Origin of the sequence: Burkholderia sp. SIMBA_051 (assembly GCF_046534915.1) — a bacterium.
GTDB classification, from domain to species: domain Bacteria; phylum Pseudomonadota; class Gammaproteobacteria; order Burkholderiales; family Burkholderiaceae; genus Burkholderia; species Burkholderia ambifaria.
On sequence record NZ_JAWRXS010000002.1, the window covers coordinates 166,433 to 179,643 of the forward strand.

Genomic DNA, 13,211 nt, shown 5'->3' on the forward strand with positions numbered 1-13,211 from the left:
AGCGTCCGCCGTTCGGCAGGCACCCTTCTGTCCATGGTCTTCGCAAATGAGCGCGATACGCGCTCTCGCGAAACACGCCACCGCGGCGAGTATATCACTCCCATTTTCGTCTGCTCAGTCTAAGTGCACGAATCACATCAGTGGAACTCTTGCGTCGCCCATGAGGCACAGTCACGAGGCCCAACTCGGTCACATGGAACCGGCCATCATGATCTCGTAACAAGAAGCCCTTCTTCCGCAGCGTGTCCAACTTCGTCGACAGCCAACGCTCTGATGGCATCCAAAAATTTTCCGCAAGCACCTTGTACAACTCATCGACGGTGGCGGGCGACAGGATCTTCGCCTGCACAAGAATCGCAACCACAGTGGGCTCTTGCACCACCGGCGCCTGTATGTGAATCGTATTGTGAGGAAGTGCTACAGCGTCGAGAACAGCTTGTGCCGCGCCCCTTATCTCGTTGGCACGCTCGATCGACGTCACGCCGTCAGCGACAATCCAAACAACACCTTGGTCAGCCTCTATGGAGCCAACGGTAACCTCAGTGACAATGTCCGGAAACGCACGTTTTAGGGTGTCGCGCAAGAGGGACTCAACTCGCTCATTTTCGTCGTCAGACGAGAAAGCGATATGCACGTCCATGTTAAAGCGAGCATTGAGCACCTTGGAGAGGTAGCCTAATCGCCGGCGAGATGTCTGGTTTTGTTCATTAGCGTTGGACGCTACCCGTTGGCCATCCATCGATAGAAAAATAGTTCCATCGGCGATTCGGACACTCTTCACGTACTGCCGATGATCACCAAGTGCGGCCAATACATCCTGTTCGCTAGATGAGCCCAAGTTTTCTCCAAATACTCACGACATTTCCGATAGCTTGACGTGCACGCTTATTCCAATTCCGGGCTGCGTCCGAGTTCTTGTCCTCCAGCCTGACGCGCTTGTCCTCTACGATTGCAAGAACAGCTGGCCTGTAGTCAGCAATAACCCGCATACGGTAGCCATCCCGGAGAATATCGGCCAAGCTGGTAAGCGCAGCAGTCGCAACATGAATCATCGCCTCACCATCGCCGTGGATCAACAGGTGCAGTTTCACTTGCCGGCGGACTTCCACCTTGATGCGCTTCAGAACCGCGCCTTCCAAGAGCCCCGGAAGATCGCTGTGAGACGCGCCTGCATAATCCGGCTGCCCGGACTGGAGCATTTCGCGGACGGACAAATAGGCTGCGTAATAGTATCGATTGAATGCGCTACGGCCGTAGAGGTTAGCGATCGCTAGGTCCTGGGCATCGATCGCTTGTTGCGCCAAAGCGTTTGCCACTCTTTCCATCGTAGTCGCTGACACGCATCAACAAGGAGGCCATTATACGAATCGTTTGAGTCTGGCGGGTATCGAAAAAACTCACACACAGTCGCGGGGCGCTCTCCGTTGCTGAGGCCGGGAAGGCGGTGGCGAGGGGACCTTTGCGCGCAACGCTCCAGACGGCGAAGTGACTCACGCGACGACGATGCAAACAACGTACGCCACCCGTCTGTCTCCAACCTTGTCTCCAAGAAAATGTATGTTCTGGAGATAGACTTGGAGACAGTTACAGCCTTACCAGACAAGGCAGACGAGCCGAAATGAATGCTTGTCTCCAAATCTCCAACAATTTTTTGCGTCCGGCGCCGCGGTAACCGTCACTTACAGCACCTACTATCGTCGACTACTCGTATGCTCGGATGCGTGTTGGTATTTTTGTTGGTATCTATGCAGTCTGCTCGCTCGAATACCGCACGGTAGCGAAAGACATGAATTCTGTCGGGGGACCAGAGAGTCTCCAAAGTTTCACCAGCTTCGCCACAAGAACCCCGTCACGCTTGGCTGTGCGGGGTTTTTTGTTGCGGACTTCCACCAGCGACCACCAGTGGAAACAACCGCCGATTCCCCGCGGGCCTTCCGGCGCCCTTCCGAATGCGCGGGCACTGCGCGCCGCGTTTTTCGACCAGGTGTTCCGGCTGTTACCCAAAGTGTTATCCAACCGCCGGAGGGTAACAAACATGGATCGGTTACTTGATCGAAACGAAGGTAACGCTCGGGTATCCGAGAGAACCCAGGCAATGCAAGCGAGCGCATTCTGATGGGCGACGCGCAATCGCCCCGGACGAGCCATATCATTGATCGTTTGACGCACCGCAACAGTGCGAGTACACTTCGCGCCGCGGGGTGGAGCAGTCTGGCAGCTCGTCGGGCTCATAACCCGAAGGTCATAGGTTCAAATCCTATCCCCGCAACCAACATCGAAGCCCGCTCTGCGAAAGCAAGCGGGCTTTTTGATTTGATTGCTGCTCCAGCACGACTGATCCCACCTATCCTTTTGTCTTGATCTATTAGCGCACGAGGCTGCCATCGTGGCCGCGTCGGAGCGTCGCTACGCTGCCCGGTGAAAAACGCTCTTGCAATGATTGGACGGCCTCAAGCGTTCACGTGGAATGGAATCCCCATCCCGCGCAGTTGTCACCACGCTGGGCTGGAAATCGCGTCGCCCGCGTTCGCCGCATCCAGTCGTTAGATCGCCCACGTTCACAACTGGCCGCCTGCTCCGCCGAACCCGCATACGCCGAGCTTTACCCAGGCAATGGCCACCGGCCTCACCGCCCCCTCACCGCATCAACCCCGTCCTGACCTTCGGCATCAAACTCGCATTCACCCCCGTCACCGCAAACGTCCCCGTCGACGACGCCCCGGCCGGCAGCGCCAGCACACTGCCATCCCCGAGCCGATTCGCGTCGACGACGATCTGCTCCACCGCGCACCCGTTCGTCAACAGCCCGACCGGCAACCCGGCGATCGACGAGAACGTATTGCCCGTCACGCTGAACGAACACACGTTCCCATACGCCCGGAACCCCGCATAGCCGGATCCCGACACGCGGTTATCCGTCACCGCGACGCCCGACACCGTTCCCGTCCACGTATCCAGCTCGATCGCGCCCTGTTGCGTGGGCTGCAGGCCGTTGTTCACGTTCGAGTTCTGGATGTTGGTCACGGTATTGCCGGCGATGACGACGTTCGATGACCCATAAGTCTTCCAGCTGTCTTCCTGCGCGACGAGGATACCCGCCGCCTTCTCGACGCCGTCGACCGTATTGTTCGAGATCGTCACGCCCTGCCCGCCGACGACAGTAATGCCGCGTCCCCACGCATTACCCGACACCGCATTGTGGTCGATGAGCACGTTGCTGCTGAGCCGGCCGTCGCCGAGATAACTGACCACGGCGATCAGATCGTCGCCGGTGTCCGTCACCGTATTGTTCTGCACCAGCACGTTGGTCGACCCGTAGGTCGTATGGATGCCGTCGGCCAGCGTCGCGCGCACGGTGTTGCCCACGATCGCGATACCGCTGCCGCCGAACACGAAAATCCCCGCGCTCGCGCCCCCTTGGATCGTCACGCCGAGCACCTGAACGTCCGCGCCCGTCACCTCGACCTTGGTCGACTCGGGTGTCGTGAGCCGCGTCGTGCCGGTGCCGGCGAGCGTCACGCCGACGAGGGTCGAACCGGTGCCGCGCATCACGATGGTCTGGTCGGCCGGATTCGTGGCGGCGAGCGTCGCGCCATATCCGGAGATCACCGCCTGCGGCACGTTCACGGCAAGCGAATGCCCGACGACGTAGCGGCCCGGCGCGATCACCAGGCGCTGGCCGGCCTGCAGGCTGTCGAATGCTTTCTGCAACGCGTCGGCTTGATCACGGCCGTCGGCGGCCGGGGAGACCGTCACATCGGCGACGAGAACCGGTTTGGAGCCGCTGGACGGCAGAAGCGTCGCGCCGGGAGTGATGCCGGTCGAGCCAGAGCTGCCGGAATTCGTCGATGAAATGGATGCGCCGGATGCGGCGCCGGCAGATGTCGATGTACCCGCAACGGTTTGCGATGCCGCCGCATTGTTGTCATCGCCACCGCCGCATGCGGCAAGACAAAGGCAGAGCGCGGCAAGCATCGCTTGATCGACTGTACGCATACGATGTTCCGCTAGCCCAGATTGGCGTCATCGTAAGTACGCCAGCGCACTTTGTAAATGAATTCCGTGCGGAGGCCACCGTTCGCAATCCTCCGTGATTCAACGCAACTGACACGTATCCGACATTGCATAGAATCCCGAACCTTCTTCATCAGGCGAACGTCTGGGCTGATTCAGGCGCGCGCGACCGCGAGATCGCGCGCGGCATCGGTGCAGCGATTACCGGCAGCACACGAGCAAATTACATCGCACTTCTACGCTTATGCATTCGCACCGCCATCGATTGTCAACCCGGTACCGTTAATCGAACGCCCTTCCGGCCCGACGACGAACGCGACGAGTGCCGCCACGTCCTCCGCCTTGCCGTACTGCGGAATCGCCATCCGCGAACGTTGCGCGCCGGCATGCTCGCCGTCGGCCGGATTCATGTCCGTATCGGTCGACCCCGGATGCACGATATTGACCGTGATGCCGCGCGCACCGAGATCGCGCGCGAGCCCCTGCGTCCAGCCGATCAGCGCGGCCTTGCTCGCCGCATAGAGGCTCATCCCCGCTTCGGGCACGCGCGTCGCGAGGCAACTGCCGGTCGACACGATGCGCCCGCCCTCCCCGAGATGCCGCGCGGCCGCCTGCGACGCGACGATCACCGCGCGCACGTTCACGTTCAGCGTGGCGTCGATATCGTCGAGCGTGAGGTCGTCCAGCGCGCCCGCGCGGAAGATGCCCGCGTTGTTGACGAGGATGTCGAGGCCGCCGAGCGTCTGCGCGGCATGATCGACCGCGCCACGCACGGCAACCGGATCGGCGCTGTCGGCCTGGATCGCGACGGCCCGGCGGCCGAGCGCCTCGATGTCGGCAACGACGGCCCGCGCCCGCTCCGCCGATTTCTCGTAAGTGATCGCGACGTCCGCACCGTCGGCCGCCAGCCGTTTCGCAATGGCCGCGCCGATGCCGCGACTGCCGCCCGTGACGAGTGCACGCTTGCCTTGAAGTCGATTCATGAAAGCTCCTGTGGTCACTTATGTAACGATCGACACAGAATGTGGCAGGTTGCGCGGCGCTGTCAATTGAATTATTTTATCGATCGATACAGATATCGACGAAGGAACGAATGTCATGGCTGAACGGGGCCGACCGAGAAGCTTCGACAAGGAAGCGGCGCTGGATCGCGCGATGGAAGTGTTCTGGCGCCTCGGCTACGAGGGTGCGTCGATGACGGACCTGACGGCCGCGATGGGCATTGCGTCGCCGAGCCTGTACGCGGCGTTCGGCAGCAAGGATGCGTTGTTCCGGCAGGCGATCGAGCACTATCGGGAAACGGAGGGCCGTGAGATCTGGGACGGCGTCGAACAGGCCGGCAGCGCACACGACGCGATCGAGAACTATCTGATGCAGACCGCCCGCGTGTTCACGCGCCGGTCGAAGCCGGCCGGCTGCCTGATCGTCCTGTCGGCGCTGCATCCGGCCGAGCGATCGGACACGGTCCGGCAAATGCTGATCGCCATGCGCGAGCAGACGGTCGCCGCGTTACGCGCGCGGCTCGGCGAAGGCGTTGCAGCGGGCGAGATTTCCGCGCACGCGGATCTCGACGCGATCGCGCGCTACTACGTGACGGTGCAACAGGGAATGTCGATTCAGGCGCGCGACGGCGCGAGCCGTCGCGATCTGGAAGCGGTCGCGCAAGCCGCGCTGGCCGCGTGGCCGGCGCTCGCGGACGCGCGCGCCGGCTAACGGCGGGCCCCGGAAAGCAACCCGCGAAACCACGCGCGGCCGGCCGGCGCAAGCGCCCGGCATGGCCGCGCGGGTACCTTACTGTGTCACGGCGTGCTGCACGTCCTTCGACGCATGCCACACGCGGTAGCGCACGTCGAAACCGTCCGGCACGTACACGACGAGCGGCAGGCGGCTGTTGTAGCGCAGCAGTTGGCCGTCGCTGCGCACCTGCACGAACCGCTGTTGCGGCGCCTGGCCCGGGCACGCCATCAGCGTCGACGCCGGCCCCTTCACGTCGGTCAGCCGATAGTACGTATAGCCCCAGCCCTTCACGTCCTCGGCGGTCAGCTCGCCGCCGAACCATTGCTGGTTGCAGTCGGTCTGCAGCGTCTTGCCGATCATCAGTTCGACACGCGCATCGCCTTCGTTCTCGAGCGCGGGCAGCGCGATCACCGCGCGCTGCTGGCCGGCCGCCGGCTGCGGGAACATCTTGATCGACTCGGCCGGCACGGCGGGCGCCGATGCGGGCCCGGCCGCGCAGGCGGCGGCGGTCGTCACGCAAAAGGCGGCCAGGACGGCCCGGATCGCGAATTTCATCGATGTGCTCCTGATAAACAAAATAGGCCCCGGATGCTAACACTTTCGTCGCAAGACCTTACGAGGCTGTAATTTGACGACACAATTGCAAACAGTCGCCAATCCCCGCGCGCGGTACTTATAGGAGAACCCACGGAGAACATCATGCTGAAGCTCATTGCTGCCGCCGGCGTCGCCACGCTGCTGGCCGGTTGCGTCGTCGGCCCAGACGCCGGATACGGCTACGGCCAGCCCTACTATTCCGATCCCGGCTACGCGTACGGGCCGGCCTACGGCGCGGCGCCGGTCTATGGCACGGTCAATATATGGGGCGGCGGCGGTGGCGGGCGCGACTGGGATCGCGGCCATCGCGACTACCGCCGCTGGGATCGCGATCGCGGTGACCATGGCGGCTGGGGACGCGGCGGCGGACGCCGAGGCGACTGGAACGAAGGCGCAGGCGGCGGCGGACGCGGTGACGGCGGCCATCGCCACTGATTCGGCCGATCCAGCGGATGCAATTGCAACCGTTTGTATCCGCACACGGTTCCGCACGGGCGCTGGGTGACGGATAAAAAATCTGCCCAAACCGGCTCCCCCGACATGACAAAGGCCCTCGCATCACGCGAGGGCCTTTCCTTTTGTCATCCTGCGTATCGGCGACTCAGTCGACACCGATCATGCGGCGCCGAGCCCGGTCACGCACCCGCTCACCAGCCGGCCGGCTGCGCATAGCCGCCCGACACGGGGGCGCCGCACACATACGCGCGCTGATAGCGGTCGTAGCAATAGTTCGGGCCGCCGTCCTGGTACTGCGCCTGCTGGTAGCTCGGATAAGCCGGCTGCTGGTAGGCCGGCGCCTGGTAGTACGTCGGCGGCTGATAGGCCGGTGCCTGATACACGGGCGCCTGGTACGCGACGGGCGGATTCATCGCGGACGTCACGATCGCACCGAGCACCGCGCCGCCGATCAGCGCGCCGATGACGGCGCCCCCGTCGCGGCCATGCGCGGACGCCGGGCCCGCCACGGCGAGCGAACCGGCGAGGACACATACAGCGGCAATTTTTTTCATGATGGACTCCCACGCGAAGTGGTACTGGATGCGATGCATTGTGGCGGCACGCGCTCGTAATAGATGCAGCAAGTGGTAACGCGCCATTACGGGTATCACGCACACCGAAACGCGGTACGGCCGTGCTACGATTTTCGGCCCACAGGAGACGCGTTCATGCAGCCCGAAACCGCCCGCCGTTTCGATACCGAATTCGCGCCGCGCATTGCGCGGGCGATCGCCGCCTTCTTCGCCGATCACGTCCAGGCCGACGTCGTCCCGTACGGCGGCCACGGGCAACCGACGCGCGTGCGGATCCGCAGCGCGCCGCACGAGCACGTGAGCGGCTTCGTGCATCCGCTGAACCTCGAGCTGACCTGGGACACCGACGAGATCGAGCGGCTGATGGAGCCGGACGGTCCGCAGCGCTTCGAGCACTACCTGGCCGCGCTGCCGAAGAAACTGGGCGCGTGGCAAGGCGCGCGCGACATCGATCTCGCATCGCGCACGCAGGCCGACCCGCTCGTGCGGCTCGGCGGCCTCGATTTCGAAGGCTAATGCGCGCGCCGGCCGGTGGCCGGCGGCCCCGCGTGCGTCGACGTCGCGCGATGCGGGCCGGTGATACACTCGACCGGCCCCGCTCCGGCGCCGCCAGGCCGGCCGGGCCACTCACCGCCGCCTCGACCCGCAAGCATGGTTGCGCACACAACCGGCGCGCGGGCGCGCGGACAACCCCGCTTTCGCTCCCGTCATGAACGCCGATACCGGCCTGCCGCTTCCGCAACGCTACTGGGCGATCGTCTGCGTCGCACTGGGCATCACGCTCGCCGTGCTCGACGGCGCCATCGCGAACGTCGCGCTGCCGACGATCGCGCGCGACCTGCACGCGTCCGATGCCGCATCGATCTGGATCGTCAACGCGTATCAGCTCGCCGTCACGATCACGCTGCTGCCGCTCGCGTCGCTCGGCGAGCGCGTCGGCTATCGCCGCATCTATATCGCGGGGCTGGCGCTCTTCACCGCGGCGTCGCTCGGCTGCGCGCTCTCCGGCTCGCTGCCGATGCTGGCCGTGATGCGTGTGATCCAGGGGTTCGGCGCAGCCGGCATCATGAGCGTCAATGCGGCCCTGGTGCGCATGATCTACCCGTCGTCGATGCTCGGGCGCGGGCTGTCGATCAACGCGATGGTGGTCGCGCTGTCGTCGGCAATCGGGCCGACGGTCGCGTCGGCGATCCTGTCGTTTGCGTCGTGGCCGTGGCTGTTCGCGGTCAACGTGCCGATCGGCATCGCCGCGGTACTCGGCAGCGTGCGCGCGCTGCCGGCCAACCCGCTGCACGACGCGCCGTACGATTTCGCGAGCGCGCTGATGAACGCCTGCGTGTTCGGGCTGCTGATCACGGCCGTCGACGGGCTCGGCCACGGCGAACGCCACGCTTACGTCGCGGCGGAGCTGGCCGTCGCGTTCGTCGTCGGCTACTTCTTCGTGAAGCGCCAGTTGTCGCAGCCGGCGCCGCTGCTGCCGGTCGACCTGATGCGCATCCCGATGTTCGCTTTGTCGATCTATACGTCGATGGCGTCGTTCACGTCGCAGATGCTCGCGTTCGTCGCGCTGCCGTTCTGGCTGCAGAATTCGCTCGGCTTCTCGCAGGTCGAAACCGGCCTCTACATGACGCCGTGGCCGCTCGTGATCGTGTTCGCCGCGCCGCTCGCGGGCGTGCTGTCGGACCGCTACTCGGCCGGCATCCTCGGCGGAATCGGGCTTGCGCTGTTCGCGGCCGGCCTGCTGTCGCTCGCGACGATCGGCGCGCACCCGGGCACGGTCGACATCGTGTGGCGGATGGCCCTGTGCGGCGCGGGCTTCGGGCTGTTCCAGTCGCCGAACAATCGCGCGATGCTGTCGTCGGCGCCGCGCGAGCGCAGCGGTGGCGCGGGCGGGATGCTGAGCACGGCGCGCCTGACCGGCCAGACCCTCGGCGCCGCGCTCGTCGCGCTGATTTTCGGGCTCGCGCCCGACCACGGGCCGACGATCGCGCTCTATGTCGCCACGGGGTTCGCAGCGATCGCCGCGGTGGTCAGCATGCTGCGCACCACGTCGCCACGCCCGGACGCGGCGACCTGACGCCGCCGCGCGCCGCGTGCGCGCGTCATGCGGCGTCGAGCGCGTCCATCACGAAGCGCACGCGCGCCTTCACGCTTACCCGCGGCAGTTCGATCAGCCGATACCCGTATGCCGTATAGCAGTCGACCATCGCGTCGTAGGTCCGTACGGCCTCGTCGAAATCCTGCCGCCGCTCGGTGTCCTGCGTGTAGATCTCGGGCCACGGCGGCGCGATGAACACCCGTCGGTGATAGCGAAAGCGCCGCGCCGCGGCCTCCGCATGCGCGGGCACGGCGAGGCCCGTCAGTCGCAGGTAGCCGATCACGTCCGGCACGCCGCGATCGAAGAACACGGGCCCGCGCGCATCGTGCGCGAGACGGTACGAACGCATCTCCCAGTTCAGCATCTGCTCGGCGAACGCGGCCCGGTCGCGCCACGGCAGCGCCGGGCCGTCGATCGCCATCTGGTCGCGGATCACGCCGCGCCCGGCCTCGTGCGAGCGCGCGAAACCGGTGCGTTCGAGCGCATCGAGCAACGTGCTCTTGCCCGAGCCCGGGCCGCCCGTGACGACGAAGAAGCGGGCCGACGCTTCGTCCGCCGCGCAGCCCTCCTCCACCCGCTCAGACATGCGCGGCCCGCCGGCCCGCGCGCTGCGTGACCGACGCGGCCGCCGCGACGCTGCGCAGGTCGGCGACGAACGTGTCGCGCCAGACCGACAGGTTGTTCTCGCGCAGTCGCGCGAGGTTCTCTTCATGTCGCGCCTGGCGCTCCGCGAGCGGCATCGACAGCGCGCGCTCGAGCGCGTCGGCCATCTGCGACAGGTCGTACGGATTGACGAGCAGCGCACCGGTCAGCTCGGCCGCCGCACCGGCGAACTCCGACAGCACGAGCACGCCCGGATCGGCCGGGTCCTGCGACGCGACGTATTCCTTCGCGACCAGATTCATCCCGTCGCGCAGCGGCGTCACATAGCCGACCTGCGACATCCGGAAGAACGCCATCAGCAGATTGCGCTCGTATTTGCGGTTCAGGTACTGGATCGGCGTCCAGTCGAGTTGCGAGAAGCGGCCGTTGATGCGGCCGGCCTCGCCTTCGAGCGTTTCGCGAATGTTCTGGTAGGTCTTCACGTCGGAGCGCGTCGGCGGCGCGATCTGCACGAGCGATACGCGCCCCTGCCAGCCCGGCGCGTTGGCGAGCATCCGCTCGAACGACTGGAAGCGCTCGACGAGCCCCTTCGAATAGTCGAGCCGGTCGACGCTCATCACGAGCTTGCGGCCGTCGAGCGCGTCGCGCAGCATCTTCACCGGCTTGCGCGAGCCGTACTGGACGGCGGCCTCGGCGATCGCATCCGGATGCACGCCGATCGGATAGGCGGCAACCTTCACGACGCGGCCGTGCGCATGCAGCATCCCGTCGTCGCTCGCCGCGCCGATGCCGCGCCGCTCGATGTAGTCGGTGAACGCCTGCTTGTCGGCATCGGTCTGGAAACCCGCGATGTCGTACGCGCACATGAACTTCACGAGCTCCTCGTGCGGCGGCACGACGCGCAGCATGTCGGGCGACGGAAACGGAATGTGTAGGAAGAAGCCGATCGGGTTCTTCACGCCGAGCTCGCGCAGGCAATGCGCGAACGGCAGCAGGTGATAGTCGTGCACCCAGATCAGGTCGTCGGGCCGCAGCAGCGCGGCGAGCTGCTTCGCCAGCATCGCGTTCACGCGCAGATAGCCCGCGTACTCCTGCCGGTCGAAGCGCGTGAGATCGCTGCGGTAGTGGAACACCGGCCACAGCGTCGCGTTCGAGAAACCGCGGTAGTACTGATCGTAATCGCGCCGGGTCAGCCCGACCGTCGCATACGTGACGTTGCCGTCCCGCTGGATCGTGGGTGCAGCGTCGGGCGTACCGACGATCTCGCCGTTCCAGCCGAACCAGACACCGCCGGTGTCCTTCAACGCGTCCATCACGCCGACCGCGAGACCCCCTGCACTCGGGCGTGTGTCCTCGCCGGCGGCGACACGGTTCGATACCACGATCAATCTGCTCATGCGGCTTCCCCTCCTCGATTCGATTGGTTGGCGCGCGACGCGCGCCAAGGCGGACGCGACGACCCGGAGGCAGTCGCGCGGCGATTCAGATGTGAGCGATGCAACAAAGAGCGCAATGAAATGCGGCGGCGGAATGCCACGGCGACAGGATCAAGCGTCCTGCTCCTGGCCGAGGTCGCGTTGATAGTCGAGCCCTTCCGGGCGTGCGCCGCCCTGGTTGTGATCGCCGTCGACCGGCGTCTCGCCGGGCGCGCCGGCAGGCGGTGCGGCCGGCGCGTCGGTCTGCGGACGCTGACGCTCGGCGCCCGCATCGGGCGGCCGGGGAGAAGATCGTTTCGAACGGCGCATGGCTGGGTGTCTCATAGGCAGCGCGGCTCGGAGCCGTCGTAGAAACATTCCATAACAAAACAGTCTAGGTCGCTTCCTCGCACGCGAAGGTAACAATTACCTTCAATTTGTAACGTTTCGACCCCTCTCCAATCGTCTGTCCGACAATAACGCGGCGCGTACGCGCGCGTGCCGCCCGCCGCGATTTGTCAAAGCTTTGCAGTTTTCCTATGACAATTGCGAAACAATGACGCGGCAAGGGGGCGCGCATGCGTCGCCGCTCACCCAGACAGGACTTGCACTCAGGGATGAACACACGTTTCGAACCGCCGCGCCGGGCCATGACGGCGCGCATCGCGCTGGCCGCGCTCGCCACGGCCACGCTGCTGTCCGGTTGCAACTCGCTGTACAGCGAAGGCGCGACCGCCGGCGCCGGTATCGCGGGCGCCGCGATTGCCTCCAAGGTCACCAACAACGCCGCCGTCGCGACGGGCATCGGCCTCGGCGCCGTGGCCGGCGCGCGGGCAGGTGTCCAGTACTCGCAGCGCGTTGCACACCGTTACACGCAGGAACAGATCGCGAAGGCGGCGGCCCCGCTCGACGTCGGCGGCGTTGCGCCGTGGTCGACGCACCATTCGTTCCCGATCGAGGACGACGAACAGGGCCGCGTGACGGTCAGCCGGATGATCAGCGTCGGTCCGCTCGACTGCAAGGAAATCGTGTTCGCGGTCGACACGCCCGCGAAGGCCGACAAGGCCGCGCAGTCGGCGTTCTACGTCGCCACGATCTGCCGCGACGGTCCGGTGTGGAAATGGGCGTCGGCGGAGCCGGCGACCGAACGCTGGGGCGCGCTGCAATGAGCATCGCGATCCGTATCGCGACGATCGGCGCGCTGTGCGCGGCCAGCGCCGCGCTGTCGGGCTGCGGGTCGGTCGGCGCGGCCAGCGGCGCGCTGGCCGGCGCGGCGACGGGCCTCGTCACCGCGAATCCGGCCGTCGGCGTCGGTGTCGGCATCGCCGTGCAGGCGGCGACGGACGAAGCCGTCAATCGCACGATGAAGCAGCTCCATCAGAACCAGCAGGACGCGATCGCGAAGGCGGCCGGCAGCCTGGCCGTCGGTGAAGTCAAGCCGTGGAAGGTGAAGAACACGCTGCCGCTGGAAAACGGCGAAGGCGAGGTGCGCGTCACGCGTGCGTACTCGACGGCGCTGGCGCTGTGCAAGGAATTCGCGTTCTCGGTGAAGGACGGCGACAAGGCCGACTGGTATTTCGCGAATGCGTGCCAGCAAGGTACGCACTGGAAGTGGGCGTCCGCCGAACCGGCCGTCGACCGGTGGGGCAATTTGCAGTAACGATGCGCGGCGCATGACCCAAGCGCCGCGCAGGCGGATGCCGGGCCGCACGGCCC

16 protein-coding genes and 1 tRNA gene are annotated in these 13,211 nt (G+C 65.5%); 8 read left to right on the top strand and 9 right to left on the bottom strand.

From position 1 onward, the window contains the following. Nucleotides 1-94: 94 nt before the first annotated feature. Together SB771_RS04725 and SB771_RS04730 are read right to left on the bottom strand one after the other, a co-directional pair. Nucleotides 95-838, bottom strand: coding sequence for a hypothetical protein (locus tag SB771_RS04725; protein WP_175660225.1), 744 nt, complete (start codon nucleotides 836-838; stop codon nucleotides 95-97). Further along, on the bottom strand, nucleotides 825-1,325 hold the full coding sequence (locus SB771_RS04730) for a hypothetical protein (RefSeq protein ID WP_175660226.1): 501 nt from the start codon (nucleotides 1,323-1,325) through the stop codon (nucleotides 825-827). Before SB771_RS04730 ends, SB771_RS04725 begins: the two co-directional genes overlap by 14 nt. An 870-nt stretch (nucleotides 1,326-2,195) precedes the next feature. On the opposite strand from SB771_RS04730, the gene SB771_RS04735 reads away from it, so the two are divergent. Continuing rightward, a tRNA-Met gene (locus tag SB771_RS04735) sits at nucleotides 2,196-2,272 on the top strand. A 365-nt stretch (nucleotides 2,273-2,637) separates the two neighbouring features. Here SB771_RS04735 and SB771_RS04740 read toward each other — a convergent pair. Continuing rightward, nucleotides 2,638-3,816, bottom strand: coding sequence for a right-handed parallel beta-helix repeat-containing protein (locus SB771_RS04740; RefSeq protein ID WP_244096778.1), 1,179 nt, complete (start codon nucleotides 3,814-3,816; stop codon nucleotides 2,638-2,640). Between SB771_RS04740 and SB771_RS04745 the strand changes: the two genes are divergently transcribed. Continuing rightward, nucleotides 3,776-3,982 carry a hypothetical protein gene (locus SB771_RS04745; protein ID WP_175660228.1) on the top strand — a complete coding sequence of 69 codons (207 nt, stop codon included), beginning with the start codon at nucleotides 3,776-3,778 and terminating at the stop codon, nucleotides 3,980-3,982. The genes SB771_RS04740 and SB771_RS04745 overlap by 41 nt on opposite strands. 274 nt (nucleotides 3,983-4,256) lie before the next feature. On the opposite strand, the gene SB771_RS04750 is transcribed toward SB771_RS04745, so the two are convergent. Beyond that, on the bottom strand, nucleotides 4,257-4,997 hold the full coding sequence (locus SB771_RS04750) for an SDR family NAD(P)-dependent oxidoreductase (protein ID WP_175660229.1): 741 nt from the start codon (nucleotides 4,995-4,997) through the stop codon (nucleotides 4,257-4,259). A gap of 115 nt (nucleotides 4,998-5,112) precedes the next feature. On the opposite strand from SB771_RS04750, the gene SB771_RS04755 reads away from it, so the two are divergent. Beyond that, on the top strand, nucleotides 5,113-5,727 hold the full coding sequence (locus SB771_RS04755) for a TetR/AcrR family transcriptional regulator (RefSeq protein WP_410721765.1): 615 nt from the start codon (nucleotides 5,113-5,115) through the stop codon (nucleotides 5,725-5,727). Between the two features lie 78 nt (nucleotides 5,728-5,805). Here SB771_RS04755 and eco read toward each other — a convergent pair whose 3' ends face one another. After that, nucleotides 5,806-6,306, bottom strand: a complete 501-nt coding sequence (gene eco / locus SB771_RS04760) for a serine protease inhibitor ecotin (protein ID WP_011657609.1) — start codon at nucleotides 6,304-6,306, stop codon at nucleotides 5,806-5,808. Nucleotides 6,307-6,450: 144 nt separating this feature from the next. Between eco and SB771_RS04765 the strand changes: the two genes are divergently transcribed. Next, nucleotides 6,451-6,783: a hypothetical protein gene (locus tag SB771_RS04765; RefSeq protein ID WP_175660231.1), complete on the top strand. Its 333-nt coding sequence runs from the start codon at nucleotides 6,451-6,453 to the stop codon at nucleotides 6,781-6,783. 212 nt (nucleotides 6,784-6,995) lie between these two features. On the opposite strand, the gene SB771_RS04770 is transcribed toward SB771_RS04765, so the two are convergent. Then, on the bottom strand, nucleotides 6,996-7,397 hold the full coding sequence (locus SB771_RS04770; protein ID WP_012364418.1) for a hypothetical protein: 402 nt from the start codon (nucleotides 7,395-7,397) through the stop codon (nucleotides 6,996-6,998). A gap of 117 nt (nucleotides 7,398-7,514) precedes the next feature. Between SB771_RS04770 and SB771_RS04775 the strand changes: the two genes are divergently transcribed. Next, complete coding sequence (locus SB771_RS04775; protein ID WP_165751835.1) at nucleotides 7,515-7,895, top strand: DUF5594 family protein; 381 nt, start codon at nucleotides 7,515-7,517, stop codon at nucleotides 7,893-7,895. 193 nt (nucleotides 7,896-8,088) lie between these two features. Beyond that, a complete protein-coding gene (locus tag SB771_RS04780) occupies nucleotides 8,089-9,456 on the top strand; it encodes an MFS transporter (protein WP_175660232.1) in 1,368 nt (455 codons plus the stop codon). Nucleotides 9,457-9,481: 25 nt separating this feature from the next. On the opposite strand, the gene SB771_RS04785 is transcribed toward SB771_RS04780, so the two are convergent. The 3 genes from SB771_RS04785 to SB771_RS04795 form a co-directional block, all read right to left on the bottom strand. Further along, nucleotides 9,482-10,063: an AAA family ATPase gene (locus SB771_RS04785; RefSeq protein WP_175660233.1), complete on the bottom strand. Its 582-nt coding sequence runs from the start codon at nucleotides 10,061-10,063 to the stop codon at nucleotides 9,482-9,484. Next, nucleotides 10,056-11,477, bottom strand: coding sequence for an alpha,alpha-trehalose-phosphate synthase (UDP-forming) (gene otsA / locus SB771_RS04790; protein ID WP_175660234.1), 1,422 nt, complete (start codon nucleotides 11,475-11,477; stop codon nucleotides 10,056-10,058). Before otsA ends, SB771_RS04785 begins: the two co-directional genes overlap by 8 nt. A gap of 150 nt (nucleotides 11,478-11,627) precedes the next feature. Next, on the bottom strand, nucleotides 11,628-11,825 hold the full coding sequence (locus SB771_RS04795; RefSeq protein ID WP_175660235.1) for a hypothetical protein: 198 nt from the start codon (nucleotides 11,823-11,825) through the stop codon (nucleotides 11,628-11,630). Nucleotides 11,826-12,112: 287 nt separating this feature from the next. Here SB771_RS04795 and SB771_RS04800 point away from each other — a divergent pair, with 287 nt between their 5' ends. Both SB771_RS04800 and SB771_RS04805 read left to right on the top strand, forming a co-directional pair. After that, complete coding sequence (locus tag SB771_RS04800; protein WP_041489845.1) at nucleotides 12,113-12,664, top strand: hypothetical protein; 552 nt, start codon at nucleotides 12,113-12,115, stop codon at nucleotides 12,662-12,664. Next, nucleotides 12,661-13,155 (top strand): hypothetical protein, encoded by a 495-nt coding sequence (locus SB771_RS04805; RefSeq protein ID WP_011657617.1) that lies wholly within the window; start codon nucleotides 12,661-12,663, stop codon nucleotides 13,153-13,155. The genes SB771_RS04800 and SB771_RS04805 overlap by 4 nt, the downstream gene beginning before the upstream one ends. Nucleotides 13,156-13,211: the final 56 nt, after the last annotated feature.